The sequence below is a fragment of the Desulfuromonas carbonis genome, assembly GCF_054658035.1.
In genome coordinates this window covers 724,657-743,763 of the sequence record NZ_BAAHXR010000002.1, presented here as the reverse complement: position 1 = coordinate 743,763, position 19,107 = coordinate 724,657, and the positions used below count along the sequence as shown (strand labels likewise).

Below are 19,107 nucleotides of genomic sequence, written 5' to 3'. Positions count from 1 at the left end.
GGTTCAGTGATCGCCCGCGGCCATCACCGGCCGGCTCTTTCAGGGGATGGCGGTTGAGCGCTGGTCGGTCAACCAGTAAAAGCGGAACGGGGGGATGACCAGTTGCCGGTTGAAAAGGGCGGGGGACTCACCGCTGGCCAGATCCTGGGGGACGCCGAACTGGAACCGGCCGCGCTGGCCAAGGTTGTCCATGTCAAGATGCTGGGGCCTGCCATCGAAGTTGGCAACGACGAGGACATTCTCGTTGCCGTGTTGCGGATGGCTGCGCAGAAAGACAAAGAGGTGCTCATTGTCGACCTCGACGAGATCGCGATTGTTGAAATCGGCAAAGGCCGGGATCGATTTACGCACCGCGATCAACCTCTGCAACCCCTGGAAAATCCGGTACTCGATGGTTCCGCGCTGGTGGCGGCGCTCGGCCTTCTCCCAGTCGATCTGCGGACGATGGATCCAGCGGGTATCGGCGGCCTTTGAAGCATCGCCGAGGTAGCTGAAATCATTAAGGGTCCCGATGGCGTCGCCGTAGTAGAGGAGGGGAATGCCGCCGAAGGAGAGGATCATGCCATGGAGCAGCAGGATCAGATCGACGGCGCGGTCAATTTCCTGCGGATCCTCATGGGTGAGGGCCGCCTCGAGACCGATCAGCGAGGCGAGTGACCCGGCGATACGGGTATCGCCGGTCCTGCCGTTGCGACCGAAGGGGAGCCCGCGGGCTTCGGAGGCTGCATAGGCGCCGGTAAAATAGTCGACGAGAAACTGGCGGTGGGTGGCGGGATCGTAGCCGCAGCGGACGATGTCGGCATCGTCAAAGCCGAAGCCGATGTCGTCATGGCAGCGCACGTAATTGAGCCAGGTTGCCCGGTCGAGTTTGTTCGGCAGGCTCTTGATCCCGCGGTTGAGCAGCTTGGCGTTGCGGGTGGCGACAGCGTCCCAGAGCAGCGCCATGAAGGTGGCGTTGTAGGCAATTTCGCACTCCTTGGCGATCACCGCGTCCTCACCGAAATACTTGATGATTTCGACCGGTGCCACGATCGCTTCGGCGATGAAGAGGACTCCGGGGGCGGTCACCTGGCAGCAATCCTTGAAAAGCTGCAGAATCAGGTGGGCTTCCCGCAGGTTCTGGCAGTTGGTGCCGATCTTTTTCCAGAGAAAGGCGACGGCATCGAGGCGGACGATGTCGGCGCCGAGGTTGGCCCAGAAGAGGATGATATCGACCATCTCGATGAAGACATCGGGGTTGCTGTAGTTGAGGTCCCACTGGTAGCTGTTGAAGACCGTCATCACCCACTGTTGCAGGGCGTCATCCCAGGTGAAGTTGCCCGGCGCGGTTTCCGGAAAAATCTGCGGCATGGTTTCTTCGAACATGTCCGGCACGTCGCGACTGGGGAAGATGTAAAAGTAGTTCTGGTATTTCTCTTCGCCGCCGCGTGCGCGGCGTGCCCATTCATGTTCATCGGAGGTGTGATTGACGACCACATCGAGCGTCAGCAGGATACCGCGCTTGCGCAGGGCCGCGGCAAGTTGGCGCAGCTCTTCCAGGGTGCCGATACGCGGGTCGATCTCCTTGAAGTTGCTCACGGCGTAGCCGCCGTCGCTGGCGCCGACCGGGCAAGGCATCATCGGCATGATGTGCAGCAGGTTCACCCCGAGTTCCTGCAGGTAACAGAGTTTCTCCTGGACCCCGGTGAGGTTGCCGGCAAAGCCATCGGCGTAAAGCGCCATGCCGATCCATTCCTGGCTGAGAAACCAGTTGTGCTCCTTTTCCCGGCCCTTGTCGCAGGACTCCAACTCCGTCGAGCGTTCGATGTAGCGGCTCGCCATGACTTCCACCAGCTCGACCATCTTTCGCCGAAAGTCCTCGCGTTTGCCGTAAAGGTGATGAAACAGTGAATGAATGACATAGAAATTGGCGCCGAGGCGGGTATAGAAATGGCGCAGGTCCTGGCGACGGATCTCGGGTTTGAGTTCGTCAAGGATTTCATTGAGCAGGGAGTGGGATACCTGTTCGTACATAGATCAGTCTTCCTTTTTCCAGGCTGAGCGCAACTGCGCATAGAGGTTCAGGTCGTGACTCAGGGCGCCGCGCAGGCCGACGATCTGGCTGGCGAACTGCTGCGCCCTGGCCAATGTCTTGGGCAGGGGCCAGGCGCGTAGCAGGCCGAGGATAGAGACCGCGGCGAAGGCGTCACCGGCGCCGACCGTGTCGATGACCCGGGTCTTGCCCGCGGGCGCCACCTGGTGGCAGCTGCCGGCCCGATCGAGGGCAAATGCCCCCCGTGCTCCGCAGGTGACCAGGAGCAGTGCCAGCTCGTAACGCGCGATGAACTTTTCGGCCTTTTCCTCCAGGGTGCCCGGTCCCGGGGCCAGGGTGTGGAGCTCGTCCTCGTTGATCTTGACCCAGTGGGCGCGCTGCAGCAGCTTTTCGACCTGCTCCCGGCGCCACCAGGGGGGCCTCAGGTTGATATCGAGAAAGACCTGGGCTTGGGTGGTATCCAGCAGGGCACCCAGGGCTGCCGCCGCAGTCGGATGACGGACCCCGAGACTGCCGTGATAGACCAGCGCAGTCGGGGGGAGGGCGGGAAAGGCGGCCGAATCGATATAATCGAAGGCGCGCTCGGCAGCGATGTCGAAGGCGGGTTGGCCATCGGCCAGAAGGACCCGGACCAGGCCGGTGCCGCGATCCGGGTCGCGTTGCAGGCCACAGGTCGCCAGATGCCAGTGCCTCATCCTGGCGTAGACTTCGTCCCCGGCAGGATCGTTGCCGACGCGGCTGATGAAGAGGGGCGGGACGCCGAAGGCCTGCAGATGCCAGGCGACATTGAAGGGGGCGCCGCCAAGGATTCGACTGCCGTCTTCGAAGCAGTCGAAGAGGACTTCGCCGAAAATGACCGGCGACAGCAGCGGGGGCGAATTGTCAGGGAGCCTAGTCATGGGATTCCAGGGCCGAGGCGAAGAACTCGACCAGTTCGGGATGAAAGTGCGCGACACCTTCCAGGATGCCGGCGCTGTAATTGCCATTGAGCCCACAGAAATTGCCACCGGCCAGGTAAAGCTGTTCCCGGTTGCCGGCCCGGTCGGCGGCGGCGACGGCTTCCGCACGGACCTCGGCAATGGCATTGGCGACCAGGACCGCTGGAATGGGGCTGGCCAGGACCTCGAGATCGTTGCCGCTATCGCCGGCGAAGAGGCATTGGCGCCACGAAAGCCCGAGGGCTGCGCCCAGAAACTCCACGGCCTGCAGTTTGCCGGCCCGCCGCGGCAGGATGTCGAGCAGGCCGACGCCGGCGGTTTCATCCGTACTCCAGACCAACCGGGTGGCAATGCCCAGGTTGTTGAGCCGCCGGTCAAGGGTAGCAGCGAGCCGTAAACGGTCGGCGTTTGCCGGGACGAAATAGCTGAGCTTGAATTCGCCCTGCTGGTCCTCCCGTTGCAGGTGGAGGGGCGTGTCCTGCGCCAGCACCGGATGGAGCTGGCGCCAGCTCTTCCCACCCCAGTCGGCGGCAATCCGCTGGCGCCATTCTTGCCAGAGCTGCCAGGTCCCCGACCGCAGGTCGTAAATCGTGGTGCCGACATCGCCGATGACAAAGTCGGGGGCGGGGAGCTGAAATTCCGCCATGGCGGCGAGAACCCGCTGGCGATCGCGGCCGCTGACGAATGCGAGACTGACCTCGGGATGGGCGACCAGGGCCGCCAGTCCCTGGCGGGCCCGGGGCGACTCCCGCTGCGGCCCGTTGGGGAGCAGGGTGCGGTCGAGATCGGTGCAGAGCAACAGGCGCTTGGCGGTCATGGCTGCGTTGCTTCCTCCTCCGGGGGCTGGCAGCGCCCGAAGAAGTCGTAATGCTCCATCGCCTCCAGGATGCCGCGCGCCCCCGGCGCCCGGGCGAAATAGATCCGATCGAGATCGGTCAGGTGGGAAAGCTCTTCCTCGTGACGACTGCCGACCACCGCGGCCAGGGTGTTGCCGCGCATCATGTCTTCATCGGCACCGGAACCGCCGCAGGCGAGAATCCGTTCCAGGGGGAGTTCGCGCAGGGCGGCGATGTAGCGCAGCGCCAGTCCCTTGGAGGCGCGGATCGGCAGGATGTCGAGAAACTGGCCGAAAGAGAGAATCACGTTGACGGCCTGTTCCTCCCGCGCCAGCAACTGGTTGATCTCCTCAAGGCTCGGCGCGAGGTCGGGGTCGATGTAATAGCTGATCTTGAAGCGGCTCTGGTCCTGTTTCTTTTGCAGCCATAAGCCGGGCAGACTGGCGAGAGTCCGCCGTACCACCTGGGGGGTCCAGCGGGTGTCGATATGTTGGGGCCAGGCGGTGTCCTCGGTCAGTTCCGGCGCATAGTGGATCTCGGTGCCGCCACTGGTGATGAGAAAGTCCGGTTCCGGGATGCCGTATCTGCGGATGACCTCCAGCGCCGAGTCGAGGCGGCGACCGGTGGCAATGCCGAAATAGGCCATATTACGATTTTCCCGCAGCACCCGGGCGAGTTCCGGAATGGCTTCAGGGTCGGCGAGAAGGTTCTGGTCGAGGTCGCTGAAGATTGCCCGGTCATGGTAAAGGCGTTTCTTGCGTGTCTTGCGTTGGCGGAACAGGGGGGTTCCTGCGCTGCTGATGACGGCGCTGACCATGGTCAGGTAACTCTGCACATGGGCATCCCAGGAGTAATGGGCCTCGACCCCGGTGATACCGTTGCGGGAATATTCATCCCAGCGCGCCGCCTGGAACAAAATCGATCCTATCCTGGCGGCGATATCCTGCGGGTCGAGGGGGTCAGTGAGGAGGCCGTTGTGGCAGTTGGCAATAATGTCACGCGGGCCGCCATCCTCGGTGGCGACGATCGGCAGGCCGCTGGCGGCCGCCTCAATCAGGGTCAGGCCGAAGGGTTCGGTCAGCGCCGGATTGACGAAGACGCCCCTGGTCCTGGTCGCCAGGCGGTAGATCAGCGGTACTTCGCTGGCGGCGTGATGCTTGGGGTAGGCGACCCGGCCGTAAAGATCGTACTGGTCGATCTGTACCAGCAGCTGGGTCAAAACTTCCTGGGCGCCGCTTTCGAGGTTTTGGATGTCGTCGCGGTTGCCGAGGACGATCACCAGGTTGGCGGCCTTTTGCAGCTGCGGGTCCTCGCCAAAGGCGGTGAGCAGGGCGCCGACGTTCTTGCGGGCATCGGGGCGGGAGAGGGCCAGGATCATCGGCTTGTCAGGATCCTGCAAAAAACGCCGGATTTCGGCGGCGATGGGCGCCTTTTCTTCATCTCCTGCCGGCGGATGAAATTTTTCCAGGTCGGTCCCGGGGGGGATCACCTGCATCTGCTCGGCCTGGTAATAGTCGTAGAGGGCGTACTGCTCCTCGATCTCCTGGCGGGTGCTGGTAATGACCCGTTCCGCCGAGGCGAGGGTCAACTCCTCGGCTTCGATGCGCCGAGCCATGGCGTAGCGTTCCTCGATCTGGTTGGAGCTCAGACCGGTCGCCAGCAAGCGGCGGCGTTTGACCCGTCCCAGGGAATGACCGGTATGAATCAGCGGAATGCCACGGATGTGGGCGAGACGGCTGCCAACGTAGCCGGCATCGGCGTAGTGGCTGTGCAGCAGGTCGGGTTGCCGTGGCTGGCTGTGGAAATAGGCAATGGTATTGTCGACAAAGGTATCGAGGTGATCCCAGAGGGTTTCCTTGGCGAGGTAGCCCGGGGGACCGGCTTCAATGCGGATGATACGGGCATTGGCGGCCAGGGCCTCGATCGGCTCTGCATAATCGCCGCTGACCTGGGCGTCGACCACCTGGCGGGTCAGCAGATCGACCTGGGCGACCTCCGGGTGTCGCGCCAGGGCCCGGGCGAGTTCGACCACGTACTTGGTCTGCCCCCCGGTGTCGGCGTCGCGGCCGAGTTCCAGCTCTTCACCGCGAATCAGGCCATGAATACTGATGAGGCAGAGGTAGAGACCCTTGCGCGTGATTTGTTCCTGACCGGCAGCTGACAACAGAAGCTCCTCCCAATCTTATTGCATAGATACTAAATAGTAACATACTCGTCAAATCGGGAGGTCGATTGACGGGTGGTTACAGCTGGTGAAGTTCCGGCCGCAGGGTAGGGGGTGGTTCAGGCGCGGGGTTTCCAGAAGAGGGGGGAAGCAAGGTAGACCAGGGCGGCGCAGAGGACGATCAAAAGGGGTGCGGTGTACTCATCGTGGCGGAAGCCGAGGGCGAGCAGGAAGAGGAACCCCCCCAGGGTGAGAACCTTCACCACGCGCGGGATTCTCGGCAGGATGGCGCGACCGAAATGGGCGTAAGGAATTCTCGAGACCATCAGCAAGGCGGTGGTGAGAACGATTGCCCCCGAAATGAGATCGGACCCGATCAGGACGCAGGCGGTACCGGCCAGGAGGGCTCCGGCCGGTGATGGCAGCCCGGCAAAGGTGGCAACGCCGCCGGCAATGCCGGCCTTGCGTTTTTCGACGACGAAACGGACCAGGCGGTAGACGACGGCGACCAGGTAGAAGCTGCCGATCGCCACTCCGACCCAGAAGTTGGTAAACGAGAAGGTGGCGATCAGGCCGATGGTCAGGCCGAAACTGGTGCCGTCGGCGACGTCGTCGAAGACCTCGCCCCGGGGAGTGGAGCCCCAGCGTTCCGCGGCCCGGCCGTCGAAGAGATCGAGGAACTGGCCGAGAAAGACCAGGCCCAAGGCGTAAACGGGGGGGCCGTTACGGAGGATGACCCAGCAGCCGGCAATCCCGCAGGCGAGGTTCATCAGGCTGAGGATGTTGGCATACCAGTAGTTGGGAATCAGCTTGAAGGAGGTCGAGCAGAAGGCGAGAAAGGCGCACATGCCAAGGAGTGGCTGGATCGCGCGGCCGAGCAGGGGGAGCGGACCGTAGAGCCATTCGAGACCAACCACGATCAGCAGCACCACCACCAGGAAGGTCTTGGCCTTGCCGAAGAGGTTGGCGGCCTTGATCTTGATGAAATGACGGGAGGCCTGGCCGATGATATCGAAGGCGACGAAAAAGCCGAGGAAGACCGGGTTGAGCCAGCCGCGCCAGGCAAAATAGATCAGCATCGGCAGGTACATGAGCTTGTCGGAAAGGGGGTCGATCGACTCCCCCTTTTCGGTGTGGAGGTCGCATTTGCGGGCGATTTCACCGTCGGTGATATCGGTGATCATCCAGAAGGTGAAAAAGAAGAGGCAGGCGCGGGGATAATCGAAATGGAGCAGCAGGACCGAGGCGATCCCCATGGGGTAGCGGGCGCGGCTGATGGCGTTGGGGTGCAGCCACCAGTGGCGGCGGACCCAGGCAATCTGCGCGGGGGTGCGCAGGAAATAGCCGACCACGAAACGTTCCGCGATCAGCATCGCCAGGATCGGAAGGCCGATTTCCAGCAGGATGGGGGTGAGCGACGTCATAACGCCCCGGTCGATGAAGCCGGCGCGCCGGCCGGTTTGGTTGCGGGGGAGCTGGTGCTGGAGCTGTCTCCCCGGTCTGGTGCGAGGAAGCAGAAAGAGGGGGGCGGAACCGGTTGTTCCGCCCCCCTCTTCGGGTTTCTGCCCTGCGAAAGGGGGATCAGACCGCCTTGGTCACGGCGCCGGCACGCAGGCAGCGGGTGCAGACCTTGATCGAACGGACGGTTCCCTTGTCGATCGCCTTGACCTTTTGCAGGTTGGGATACCAGACCTTGCGGGTTTTGTTATGGGCATGACTGACGTTGTTGCCAGTCGTCGGTTTTTTTCCGCAGATTTCACAAATACGGGACATGGTACCTGACCTCCTGGAAGTTTAGAACGTGAATTTCTAGCATGCCCGGCACCTGAATGCAACATTTTTTTCTCCCCCGGGGTGCCTGCCTTGGATCATGCCGGTTTTCGACGGAGACGGCGCTGGATGGCAGTGGCGACCGAGAGACCGGTGAGGATTTCACCATTACTGCCGAGGCCGGGCAGGATCGCTTCCGAAGAGTGATAGATGCCTGGTGCGGGAACCGCCCGCCTGATTGCCTGCCGCAAGCCGGGCGGCAGGTCCGGCACTGCCGGGCGCGTTCCCCCAGGGATGGCGAAGGTGGCGAAAGGGAGCAGGGCCTCCAGGCGGGCCTTGAGGGCCTTTGCGGAGAGTTCTTGCCGGCATTCGACGGTTACCCGGCGCTGGTCTCCCGAGCCGGAGAAAAAGAGTCGCAGTGGCGGCGCTCCCGCGAGCACGACATGATCGGCAAGCACAGGTGGAACCTTGTCGCCGAGGGGAATTTGAGGCGGCTGCTGGCTGTCGGCGACGGTGAAGGTTTGCAGCGGTTGGGGGAGAAATGCTGCCGCAGCGCCCCCCCCGACGACCACGGCGCTTGCCGTCATCTGTTGGCCACCGCGAAAATGGAGGCGGCTCGGTTGGTGGCGTCCGGGATCGAGAGATTCGAGCCGGGCGAGGTCGTCCTCCTGGCCATGGAACTGCTGGTAGCGGCGCTGGAGCAAACCCTCCAGCCCGGCAGCCGAGGCGGCCGTGGGACGCATCACCCCATGCCAGAGAAGAGCGGCCTCGGCCAGGCTCAACTCCTCGGCGCTGCGCAGCGCCAGGCCCGGCAGGAGGCCGGAAAGGAAGCCGGCTGCCACCGTCGAGTCGAGTTCGTCGAGGCGGTCGCCGAGAGGTTCGTGCAGGCGCCCCTGGGTCAGCCCCTTGCGCAGGCAGCGGAAGGCAAAGGACCAGCGCGAAGGCAGCCCGGAGAGGGGGAGCCCGCCCTGCTCCCAGAGCAGGGTTGCCAGCTTGTCACCCAAAGCCGCCAGGGTCGAGGTCGTGGCGAGGATTTCATCGGCCGCAGTGGGAAATTCCCGCCGAACTTCCTCGGGAAGCGGATTGCGGCCATGAAAATCGAGACGTACCTCATCGGCCAGGTATTGAAACGGTTGCGGCTTGGTGAGGACCGCGCGGCCATCCAGCTGATCGAGGATTCGCTCCAGCAGCAGCGAAGAAAAGAACCAGGTCGGCGTGGGGAGGGTTTGGGCCGGACGCAGGGTCAACAGCCGGCAGCCGGCGCGGGCCAGGAGGGCGCCGGTAATGCGGGCGGCGAGGCTGTCGCCGAGAATCACGGCGTCGAAATGATGGCTCTGTTTCATGCTGTCGGTCGTCTGATCAAGGGGCGGCGCCGGGAGGAAGTTGCCCGGGGGCGGCTGGGCAAAGGCGGAGCAAGCTGGAACATGGGCAGACTCCTAGGCGGAAAGGTCCTCTTCGCTGATGACGGCGATCCCTGCGCGCAGCAGCAGGGCGCAGGCGACCCCCTGCCCGGCAACCACCCGGCCGGCACGGTGAACCTGGTGGCGGCCGCAGGAGGGACTCCGCTCCTTGAGCAGGGCGGATTGACAACCGCAGGCGCGGAAGGCCTTGAGGGTTTCCCGGGCGCCCTGACGAAACGCTGCACTGACGTCCCGCTGGTCGGTTGTCAGCAGGCGTCCCCGGCCGTCGAGAATGTCATGGCCATCACCGCTCTCGAACTGGCACGGTGGTCGCGGTGTCGGCAATCCGCCCAGTTGTTCCGGACAGACCGGGACCGGGACCAGGTCCTGCGTCGCCAGCCAGGCGATGACCCGCTCGTTGCGCCGGGTGGAACCGTCGTAGCGGGTGTCGAGCCCAAGCAGGCAGGCGCTGACGAGGATCGGCTGAGACATGCGGGTGGTCCGGATGAGAGGTGGCTAGGTTGCAGACGCCAGCGGCGGATTGATCAGTACCCCGGAGGGGAGGGCGGCCGGTGGAGAAATCCGTACCTTTCTGCCGTCGATCTGGAGGCGACCGGCGGCAAAGAGCCGGATCGCTTCGGGGTAGATGCGGTGTTCCTGTTCGAGAATGCGGGCGGCGAGGGTCGCCTCGCTGTCGTCTTCATGCACCGGGACAACGGCCTGGATGATGATCGGGCCGGTATCGACCCCGCCATCGACGAAATGGACGGTGCAGCCGGCGAAACGGGCGCCATATTCGATTGCCTTGCGTTGCACGTGCAGTCCCGGGAAGGCCGGCAGCAGGGCTGGGTGGATATTCATGATGCGACCCGGGAAGGCGTCGATGAAGACGGGGCTGAGGATGCGCATGAAGCCGGCGAGGACGACCAGCCCGGTTCCCGCATCCTCAAGGGCGGCCACCACCGCGCGATCGAATTCCTCGCGGCCGGCGAACTGGCGATGGTCAATGCAGCAGGTTGCAATTCCCGCTTTGCGGGCGCGCTCGAGGGCGCCCGCCTGCGGGTTGTTGCTGAGCACGAGACCGATGTCGGCCCCCAGCGATCCCGCGGCGGCGTGATCGATCAGTGCCTGGAGGTTGGTGCCGCCGCCGGAGGCGAGGACAGAGATGCGCATGCTCCCGGCCATCCTGGCGCTCCTAGGTCAACTCGACCTGATCTTCGTCATCGCCGCACTTGGCGATTTCGCCGATCAGGAAAGCGGTCTCCTTCAGTCCGACGAGCCGCGTCATGATATCGTCCACTTCCCGCTCCGGGACAACCAGGACCATGCCGATTCCGTAGTTGAAGGTGCGGTACATCTCGGCTTCCTCGATATTGCCCCCGGTTCGCAGCAGCTCGAAGATTGCCGGCTTCGGCCAGCTCTCCTTGGCAATGACCGCCTTGCAGTGCCTGGGAAGGACGCGGGGGACATTTTCGAGGATGCCGCCGCCGGTGATATGGGCCATCCCCTTGATCTGGAAGTCGCGCAGCAGGTTGAGAATCGCCTTGACGTAAATCCGGGTCGGGGTCAGCAACTCTTCGCCAAGGGGGCGCTCCAGCCCTGCGGGGGTGGCATCGAGGGGGAGCTGCAGGATGTCGAGGAAGACTTTGCGGGCGAGCGAGAAGCCGTTGGAATGGAGGCCGCTCGAGGCGATGCCGATTACCCGGTCGCCGACGGTGATTGACGAGCCATCGATGATCCTGGTGTTGTCGACCACGCCGACGGTGAAGCCGGCGAGGTCGTATTCGCCGTCGCCGTACATGCCGGGCATCTCCGCGGTCTCGCCGCCGATCAGGGCGCAGCCGGCCTGGACGCACCCCTCGGAAATCCCCCGGACGATCTCCACCGCCTTCTCCGGTGCGAGCTTGCCGGTCGCCAGGTAGTCGAGAAAGAAGAGGGGCTCGGCGCCCTGGACGACGATATCGTTGACGCACATCGCCACCAGGTCGATGCCGATCGTGTCGTGCTTGTCCGCTAGGAAGGCAATCTTGAGCTTGGTGCCGACGCCGTCGGTGGAGGCGACCAGGGTCGGCTTCTCGTATTTGCCGGCGTTGAGGGAGAAGAGACCGCCGAAGCCGCCGATGTCGGTGAGGACTTCCGGGCGGGAGGTGGCTTTCACCAGCGGCTTGATCAGCTGGACAAAACGATTGCCGGCATCGATATCGACGCCGGCATCCTTATAGGTTACCTTGCTGTCTGTGCCCAATTGTTTTGACTCCTGTAAATTTGGTGGCCCATTAATAAATCAAGCTCCGTGTGATTGTCAACGGCAAAGTCCCCCCTGGCAGCCGGCACGGAAAGACTTTACAGGTGGTTGGGCGTGACATAGAATGGCCGGCATCCTGACCGGCGCCGCCGCCTGCCGCACTAATTCTAACTGCTTTGGCGGCGCTTGTCATTCACAACCTCCCGACGATGACGAACCATGGCGGAAGTGCCCAGCCCATCGGAAATCCGCCCGGCCACCGCCGCCGATCTTCCGGCCATCCTGGCGGTGGAGCAAAGCTGCTATTCGCAGCCGTGGAGCGAGGTCCAGTTCCGGGACGAGCTCGGTACTCCCCACGCCCACCTCGATTTGCTGCTGATCGACGGAGACTTGGCCGGTTACCACTGCTGGTGGCTGTTGTGTGGTGAACTCCACGTTCTTAACCTCGCCACCGCCCCCTGCTTCCGGCGGCGCGGGGTCGCCGCCGCGCTCCTCGAGGAGGCCCTGCGGCAGGGCGCGGCTGTCGGAATGGAGCGGGCCCTGCTGGAGGTGCGGGCCGGTAACGACGGAGCCATCCGCCTCTACCGCCGGTTCGGGTTTGTCGAGAGCGGGAGGCGGAAGGGGTATTACCCCGACGGCGAGGACGCCCTGCTGATGGAGAAGGCGAGCGGGTCCAGATCAACAGGTAGGTTGGGTTGAATGCAATGAAACCCAACGCTGGTGGCATTCGGTAACGAACAATCAATTCATCCCGATGGGGGAATGCATTCCCCGCTGCGGGATTGCATTCCCCGCTGCGGGATTGCATTCCCCGCTGCGGGATTGCAACCGCGGGGTTCGCCGATGTTGGGTTTCGCGGAGCTCAACCCAACCTACGGTCCTGATGACAGGTAATCGTGAGAGGAAGGGTCGATGAAAAACTACGCAACCATCATTCTCTCCAACCAGGAGATTTCGCCGGCTTACTTCCGGATGCGCATCCTGACGCCCGGGTTCGCCGCGGTGGCGGCGCCGGGACAGTTCGTCATGGTTCGGCCGGAGCTGGGGCTGCCGACCATGCTGCGGCGCCCCTTCGGCATCTTCCGCACCGGCTGCCTGCCGGCGGAGTGTGAGGGGTTGCCGCCGCGGGAATATATGGAGATCCTCTACAAGGTGGTCGGGGAAGGAACCCGCATCCTCAGTGAACTCCACCAGGGGGACCGGGTGGAGCTCCTCGGCCCTCTCGGCAACGGTTTCGACCTCGGCGCCCCCGGCAGGGAGAAGCTTCTGGTCGGCGGCGGCATCGGCCTGGTGCCCCTCTTCATGCTCGGCGAAGCGCTCCTCGCCCAAGGGAGCCGGGTGCGGCTGCTGATGGGGGGGCGCACCCGGGACGACATCCTGGCACTGACCGAATTCGAGCGCTCCGGGGTCGAGACCTACGTCTCCACCGATGACGGCAGTTTCGGCGAAGCGGGACTGGTCACCAAGGTCCTGGAGCGCAAGCTGCGCAAATATCCGGACGCCGAGGTCTATGCCTGCGGTCCAATGCCGATGCTGAGGGCGGTGGCGGATCTCTGTGCCTCCCTGCGGGCCGACCTGCAGGTCTCCCTCGAAGCTCACATGGCCTGCGGCGTTGGGGCCTGTCTCGGTTGCGTCGTCAAGGGGGTCGGTCACAGCGAAGCCACGCCCCGTTATCTCTGTACCTGCAAGGCCGGCCCGGTCTTTGCTGCCGCAGCCCTCGACTGGGAGCGGGCGACGGTTGCCAGCGACGGCTGCGGGGGTGAGTGCAAATGATCGATTTCACTCAGAAGGATGCTGCCATGCCCGCCACCCGTCCCAGTCTCGCCGTCGAGATCGCCGGCCTTAAGTTGCAGAATCCGGTGATGCCCGCCTCGGGGACCTTTGGTTACGGCGAGGAGTACGCCCCCTACCTCGACCTCAACCGCCTCGGCGCCCTGGTCACCAAGGGACTTTCCCTCAACCCCAAGGCCGGCAACCCGACTCCGCGCATCGCGGAGACCACCAGCGGCATGCTCAACGCCATCGGTCTGCAGAATGTCGGCGTCAGTGAATTCATCCAGGGCAAGACACCCCTTTACCGGCAGCTGACGACGCCGGTAATCGCCAACTTCTTTGGCAATACGCTGGAGGAGTACGGGGAAGTGGCGCGGCGGCTGGCCGACATTCCCGAGATCGCCGCGGTAGAGCTGAACATCTCCTGCCCCAACGTCAAGCAGGGGGGGATCGTCTTCGGCACCGAGCCGACCGCCGCCGCCCAGGTGGTCACCCTGGTGCGCAAGGCGCTGCAAAAGCCGCTGATCGTCAAGCTGACCCCCAATGTCACCGACATCACCGTTATCGCGCGGGCGGTGGAAGAAGCGGGGGCCGACGCCATCAGCTGCATCAACACCCTTACCGGCATGGCGATCGACGTCAAGAGTCGCAAGGCGAAGATTGCCAACCGCACCGGTGGTCTTTCCGGTCCGGCGATTCGACCGGTGGCGGTGCGCATGACCTACCAGGTGGTGCAGGCGGTGAAGATTCCGGTCATCGGCATCGGCGGCATCATGTGCGCCCGCGACGCCCTCGAATTCCTTATCGTCGGTGCCCGGGCGGTGCAGGTCGGCACCGCCAACTTCATCGACCCCGGGGTGATGATGACGATCATTGACGATCTCGAACAGTTCCTGGTCGATGAGGGGCTGACCGACATCAACCAGGTGATCGGCAGTTTCACCGGCTAAACCCAAAAAACCAGGGGCCGCGGGACGAGGTACGAGGAAGAGCAGAGCCCTTCAAGGTCGGGTAGACTGTAGTCAGTTCCCAGGAACGGTTGAGGATCGGGTCATTCCTCCTCCCCCGTCCCGCATCCCGCTTCCCGGTCTTATGGATGTCATCACCACCCACATCAATGCCGACTTCGACTGCCTCGGTGCGATGATCGCGGCGCGCCGGCTCTACCCCGATGCCGAACTGGTCTTCGCCGGCGCCCAGGAGAAGAGCCTGCGCGAGTTCTTCCTGCGCAGCACCGTCTACGCCTATGGCTTCAAGCGCATCCGCGACATCGACCTCGATGCCATCGAGCGCCTGGTCCTGGTCGATGTCCGACAATCCGACCGCATCGGTCCCTTCGGCGCCGTCGCCAAACGCGCCGGAGTAGCGCTGCACATCTTCGACCATCATCCGTCCGGGCAGGCCGATCTCGTTGGCGCCGTCGAGGTGATCGAACCGGTCGGTGCCACCGTCACCCTCTTCTGCGAACTCTTCCGCGAGCGGGGGATCGAGCCGACCCCTGACGAAGCGACGCTGATGATGCTCGGGCTCTATGAGGATACCGGCAGTCTGCGCTTCAATTCCACCACCGTTCGCGACCTGCAGGCGGCAGCCTTTCTCCTGGAACATGGCGCCAACCTCAATACCGTTTCCGATTTTCTCACCCAGGAACTGACCGCCGAACAGGTCGCCCTTCTCCATGAACTGATCGAGTCGCGTACCGTCCTCAACGTCAACGGCATCGACATCTCCATCGCCCAGGCTTCGACCGACCGTTTTGTCGGCGATCTCGCGGTCCTCGCCCACAAGCTCAAGGACATGGAGAACCTCGATGCCCTGCTGGTTGCAGTGCGCATGGGGGAGCGGGTCTTCCTGGTCGGTCGCTCGCGCATCCCGGAGGTGAATGTCGGCGAAATCCTCGCTGAGTTCGGTGGCGGCGGGCACGCCTATGCCGCCTCGGGAACGGTCAAGGATCTCACGCTGCTGCAGGTGGTCGAGCGTCTGCCGCAACTGCTGCAGGGGCAGGTCAACCCCCACTGGGAAGCCCGCCACCTGATGTCGCACCCGGTCAAGAGTGTTCCGGTTACCGCCAACATCGACCAGGTCCGGGAACTCTTGACCCGCTACAACCTCAACGCCGTGCCGGTGCTGGAAGGGGAGCGGGTCGCCGGCCTGGTGACCCGGCAGGTGATGGACAAGGCGGTCCATCATGGCCTCGGCCGCGCCTCGGTGGTCGACTACATGAGCACCGAATTCGTCACCGTCCCCCCCGATGCCTCGCTGGAGAGCCTGCGGGAACTGATCGTCGATCGCAACCAGCGCTTCGTCCCGGTCCTCGACGGCGACCGTCTCGCCGGAGCCATCACCCGCACCGACCTGCTGCGCCACCTTGCCTCGAAAGGGCGTCTCTCCGCCCGCTCCGGGAGACCGGGCGGTGATGCCGGCCACGGTCTCAAGCGCCGCCAGGTGCTGCGCCTGCTGCGCGAACAACTCCCCACACGGGTGCAGGAGCTGCTGCCCGAGCTCGGCCGGGCCGCCGATGAGCTCGGGGTCAATGTCTTTGCGGTCGGCGGCTTTGTACGCGACCTGCTGCTGCGCCAGGAAAATCTCGATATCGATATCGTCGTCGAGGGGGACGGCATCGCCTTTGCCCAGACCTTCGCCCGCCGCCACGGCTGCCGGGTGCGGTCGCACCAGAAGTTCGCTACCGCCGTCATCGCCTTTGCCGATGGTTTCAAAATCGACGTCGCTTCGGCGCGCATGGAGTATTATCTCGAACCCGGTGCCCTGCCGAATGTCGAACACGCCTCGATTCGCCTCGATCTGGCGCGCCGCGATTTTACCATCAATACCCTGGCGCTGGCGCTGAACGGCGACAGCTTCGGCGAACTGCTCGATTTTTTTCAGGCCCAGCGCGATCTGCGGGAAAAGGCGATCCGCGTCCTGCATAACCTCAGTTTCGTCGAGGATCCGACCCGGGTCTTTCGGGCCATTCGTTTCGAGCAGCGCCTCGGCTTCCACCTTGGCCAGCATACCGAGCACCTGCTGGTGAGTGCGGTGCGCACCGGCTTTCTCGACAAGGTCGGCGGCAGCCGGGTCTTCAACGAGCTGGTGATTATCCTGCGCGAAGCCGACCCCCTGCCGGCGGTGCTCCGCCTCGATGCCCTCGGCCTGCTCAAGGCGCTCCAGCCCAGGCTGGCCGTCGGCGAGCGCCTGCGCGAACTCTTCACCGAGACCCGCCGTGTGCTGAACTGGTTCGACCTCCTCTTCACCGGGGAGGCAGCGAGCCGCTGGCAGGTCTATTTCCTCGGCCTGAGCAACGATCTTGACGAACCGTCCCTGGACGCCCTCTGCCGGCGCCTTGCCATTCCTGAAAAATACCGGCCTCTCTTCTGCCAGCAGCGCCAGGAGGGGTTGCTGGTGCTGCGCCAGCTCGAACGGCGCCGGGGCAAGCGGGCCCCGCGGGCGAGCGAGATCTGCCGGCTGCTGCAACCGCTGGCGATCGAGATGGTTCTCTTCCTGCTCGCCGCCACCAGCCGGGAAGAGGTACGACGGCTCCTCTCCCTCTATGTCACCCATCAGCGCGGGCAGCGCCCGGAACTGACCGGCGCGGACCTCGCCGCCCTCGGCCTGGCGCCGGGCCCGGTCTACCGCGAGATTTTCGAATGCCTGCTCGCGGCCCGGCTCGACGGCCAGATCGCCAGTCGTGAGGAGGAGCTGGAACTGGTCCGCCGCCGCTTCCTTGCGGGAGAAAAAAAGGGTGCGGGGCGAGAGACGTGACGGCTCCAGTCCCGCGTTGACTTCCCCGCCTCCTTTTGCTACAAAGACGAAGTCTTTCCGGAGGTTTTCAATCCCCGTAAGGATTCCGCCACCGGGGCGGCGCCTGTGGATTCCCCCAGCCATCTGGTCAAAGGCATCGACTTGGAACATATCCTCGCCAAGATTTCCATCATGCTGGTTCCGGCACTCCTCGCCGTGACCCTGCACGAAGTCGCCCATGGCTTCATTGCCGATAAACTCGGTGACCCGACTGCCCGCCTTCTGGGGCGACTCACTCTCAACCCCATGCGTCATCTCGATCCGATCGGGACGCTGGCGCTGCTGATCTTCGGGTTCGGCTGGGCGCGACCGGTGCCGGTCAATTTCCTCAACCTGCAGCGGCCGCGCCGGGACATGATCCTGGTCTCGCTGGCCGGCCCGGGGACCAACTTCGTCCTTGCGCTGGCGTCGGCACTCCTGCTGCGCAGTCTCGCCTGGCTGGCCGGCAGCGGCGTGGCCGATGGCTCCCCTTTGGGGGCCGCCGTCGAACCGCTGCGACTGATGGCTGGATTCAGCCTCTACATCAATATCATCCTCGGGGTTTTCAACCTGCTGCCGATCCCTCCCCTCGACGGCGGGCGGGTCATGACCGGACTGCTGCCCAAGCGGCAGGCCGAGCTGCTGGCACGGCTCGAACCCTTCGGCTTTGTCATTATCATCTTCCTGGTCTTTTTCACCAGCCTCTGGCGCGTTGTTCTGGGGCCGGTGGTCTATCATCTGGTCGCTCTGCTCGCCGGACCGCAGGCGGCCATCGTCCAGCGCGCCATGCAGTTCCTCTTCGGTCACTAGGGGCGCACGGATGGGTTACGATATTCATCTGGAAAAGTTCGAGGGGCCCCTCGACCTGCTGCTGCACCTGATCCGGAAAAACGAGATGGATATCTACGATATTCCCATCGCCGAGATTACCACCCAGTATCTCGGAATTCTGGATGCCATGCAGCATCTCAACCTCGATGTCGCCGGAGAGTTTCTGCTGATGGCGGCGACCCTGCTCCACATCAAGTCGCGGCTGCTGCTTCCGGTCAGCGAAGAGGAGCTGAGCGAGGAGGAGGAAGACGACCCCCGGGCGGAACTGGTGCGCCGGCTTCTCGAATACCAGAAATACAAGGATGTCGCCGGTTCCCTCGAACGGCTCCCCCACCTCGGGCGCGAGGTCTTTGCCCGCAAGTTCCCGGCCGCAGAGCTGGAAGAGGCCGAAAATACCGAACTGGAAGCGGTCGGCCTGTTCGAGCTGGTCGAAGCGTTTCGGGCGCTGCTGCAGCAGGCGCCCGAGCCCTACATCCACCAGGTCGAAATGGAACGCCTGTCGGTCAGTGACCGGATCAACCTGATTCTCACCCGGCTCGATGGCAGGGAGAGCCTCGCCTTCAACGAGATCTTCAGCACCCGCCCCGAGCGCAACGAGGTGGTGGTCAGCTTTCTCGCGATCCTCGAACTGGTCAAGATGCGCCTGGTCCGCCTGCTGCAAAATGCCCGTTTCGGCAGCATCTGGCTCTATCCGGCCGTCTCCGAGGAGGCCGCCCCAACTGCCGCTGTGGATGAGGGAAGTCTTGGATATCTCTGAAATCAAGCCGATCGTGGAGAGCCTGCTGTTTGTCGCCGATGTGCCGTTGCGCCCGGACCGGATCAGCGAGGCGCTTGAGCTGCCCCGGCCCCAGGTCGAAGCGGCGCTCGCGGCGCTGGTTAACGAATACCAGGAGGCCGGTCGCGGCTTTTTTCTGCAACAGGTCGCCGAGGGGTACCAGTTTCGCAGCCGCCCGGAATATGCCGACTGGGTCCTGCGGCTGACCAAGACCCGGCCGGTGCGATTCTCCCGGGCGGCCCTCGAAGCTCTGGCGATCATTGCCTACCGCCAGCCGGTTACCCGCTCCGAGATCGACTATCTGCGGGGGGTCGACTCGGGGGGGGTGATCAAGACCCTGCTGGAACGCCACCTGATCCGAATCCTCGGCAAGAAGGATGTCCCCGGCAAGCCGCTGATTTATGGGACGACCCGTGAGTTTCTCGAATTTTTCGGCCTGCGCGACCTCGCCAGCCTGCCGACCCTGAAGGAGTTCAGCGAGTTGAACCCCGAGGAACTGGCGGCGGGGGAGGCCTTGCTGCCCGGGTTCGAACCCCTTGCCGAGGAAGGCACCCCCACCTGATTCG

General features: G+C 63.9%; 17 protein-coding genes. 7 read left to right on the top strand and 10 right to left on the bottom strand.

Annotated features, from left to right (window positions below):
* Positions 1-39: 39 nt before the first annotated feature.
* The 10 genes from ACYQ8E_RS05815 to purM form a co-directional block, all read right to left on the bottom strand.
* Positions 40-2,013 carry an alpha-amylase family glycosyl hydrolase gene (locus tag ACYQ8E_RS05815; RefSeq protein WP_066727615.1) on the bottom strand — a complete coding sequence of 658 codons (1,974 nt, stop codon included), beginning with the start codon at positions 2,011-2,013 and terminating at the stop codon, positions 40-42.
* Between the two features lie 3 nt (positions 2,014-2,016).
* The gene (locus ACYQ8E_RS05810; RefSeq protein WP_066727614.1) at positions 2,017-2,931 is read right to left on the bottom strand and encodes a carbohydrate kinase family protein; all 915 of its coding nucleotides are present in this window, start codon (positions 2,929-2,931) and stop codon (positions 2,017-2,019) included.
* Positions 2,924-3,787 (bottom strand): HAD-IIB family hydrolase, encoded by an 864-nt coding sequence (locus ACYQ8E_RS05805; RefSeq protein ID WP_066727613.1) that lies wholly within the window; start codon positions 3,785-3,787, stop codon positions 2,924-2,926. Before ACYQ8E_RS05805 ends, ACYQ8E_RS05810 begins: the two co-directional genes overlap by 8 nt.
* Positions 3,784-5,970 carry an HAD-IIB family hydrolase gene (locus tag ACYQ8E_RS05800; protein ID WP_231875324.1) on the bottom strand — a complete coding sequence of 729 codons (2,187 nt, stop codon included), beginning with the start codon at positions 5,968-5,970 and terminating at the stop codon, positions 3,784-3,786. Before ACYQ8E_RS05800 ends, ACYQ8E_RS05805 begins: the two co-directional genes overlap by 4 nt.
* A gap of 119 nt (positions 5,971-6,089) precedes the next feature.
* Positions 6,090-7,394 (bottom strand): CDP-alcohol phosphatidyltransferase family protein, encoded by a 1,305-nt coding sequence (locus tag ACYQ8E_RS05795; RefSeq protein WP_066727612.1) that lies wholly within the window; start codon positions 7,392-7,394, stop codon positions 6,090-6,092.
* Between the two features lie 157 nt (positions 7,395-7,551).
* The gene (rpmB, locus tag ACYQ8E_RS05790) at positions 7,552-7,743 is read right to left on the bottom strand and encodes a 50S ribosomal protein L28 (protein WP_066727611.1); all 192 of its coding nucleotides are present in this window, start codon (positions 7,741-7,743) and stop codon (positions 7,552-7,554) included.
* A gap of 95 nt (positions 7,744-7,838) precedes the next feature.
* Positions 7,839-9,083 carry a hypothetical protein gene (locus ACYQ8E_RS05785; protein ID WP_066727610.1) on the bottom strand — a complete coding sequence of 415 codons (1,245 nt, stop codon included), beginning with the start codon at positions 9,081-9,083 and terminating at the stop codon, positions 7,839-7,841.
* Positions 9,084-9,176: 93 nt separating this feature from the next.
* A complete protein-coding gene (locus ACYQ8E_RS05780; protein ID WP_066727609.1) occupies positions 9,177-9,632 on the bottom strand; it encodes a 2-thiouracil desulfurase family protein in 456 nt (151 codons plus the stop codon).
* Between the two features lie 24 nt (positions 9,633-9,656).
* Positions 9,657-10,325 carry a phosphoribosylglycinamide formyltransferase gene (gene purN, locus ACYQ8E_RS05775; protein ID WP_066727608.1) on the bottom strand — a complete coding sequence of 223 codons (669 nt, stop codon included), beginning with the start codon at positions 10,323-10,325 and terminating at the stop codon, positions 9,657-9,659.
* 10 nt (positions 10,326-10,335) lie between these two features.
* The gene (gene purM, locus ACYQ8E_RS05770; RefSeq protein WP_066727607.1) at positions 10,336-11,385 is read right to left on the bottom strand and encodes a phosphoribosylformylglycinamidine cyclo-ligase; all 1,050 of its coding nucleotides are present in this window, start codon (positions 11,383-11,385) and stop codon (positions 10,336-10,338) included.
* Between the two features lie 219 nt (positions 11,386-11,604).
* On the opposite strand from purM, the gene rimI reads away from it, so the two are divergent.
* The 7 genes from rimI to scpB all read left to right on the top strand — a co-directional run bounded on the left by rimI (position 11,605) and on the right by scpB (position 19,103).
* Positions 11,605-12,084, top strand: coding sequence for a ribosomal protein S18-alanine N-acetyltransferase (gene rimI / locus ACYQ8E_RS05765; RefSeq protein WP_066727606.1), 480 nt, complete (start codon positions 11,605-11,607; stop codon positions 12,082-12,084).
* Between the two features lie 213 nt (positions 12,085-12,297).
* The gene (locus ACYQ8E_RS05760) at positions 12,298-13,158 is read left to right on the top strand and encodes a dihydroorotate dehydrogenase electron transfer subunit (RefSeq protein ID WP_066727605.1); all 861 of its coding nucleotides are present in this window, start codon (positions 12,298-12,300) and stop codon (positions 13,156-13,158) included.
* 26 nt (positions 13,159-13,184) lie between these two features.
* Entirely contained in the window at positions 13,185-14,108 is a 924-nt protein-coding gene (locus tag ACYQ8E_RS05755) for a dihydroorotate dehydrogenase (RefSeq protein WP_066729808.1), read from the top strand.
* A gap of 142 nt (positions 14,109-14,250) precedes the next feature.
* Positions 14,251-16,917: a CBS domain-containing protein gene (locus ACYQ8E_RS05750; protein WP_066727604.1), complete on the top strand. Its 2,667-nt coding sequence runs from the start codon at positions 14,251-14,253 to the stop codon at positions 16,915-16,917.
* Positions 16,918-17,058: 141 nt separating this feature from the next.
* Positions 17,059-17,745: a site-2 protease family protein gene (locus ACYQ8E_RS05745; protein WP_442856865.1), complete on the top strand. Its 687-nt coding sequence runs from the start codon at positions 17,059-17,061 to the stop codon at positions 17,743-17,745.
* 10 nt (positions 17,746-17,755) lie between these two features.
* Positions 17,756-18,523: a segregation and condensation protein A gene (locus ACYQ8E_RS05740; RefSeq protein WP_066727603.1), complete on the top strand. Its 768-nt coding sequence runs from the start codon at positions 17,756-17,758 to the stop codon at positions 18,521-18,523.
* Positions 18,510-19,103 carry an SMC-Scp complex subunit ScpB gene (scpB, locus tag ACYQ8E_RS05735; RefSeq protein ID WP_231875323.1) on the top strand — a complete coding sequence of 198 codons (594 nt, stop codon included), beginning with the start codon at positions 18,510-18,512 and terminating at the stop codon, positions 19,101-19,103. Before ACYQ8E_RS05740 ends, scpB begins: the two co-directional genes overlap by 14 nt.
* Positions 19,104-19,107 lie beyond the last annotated feature (4 nt).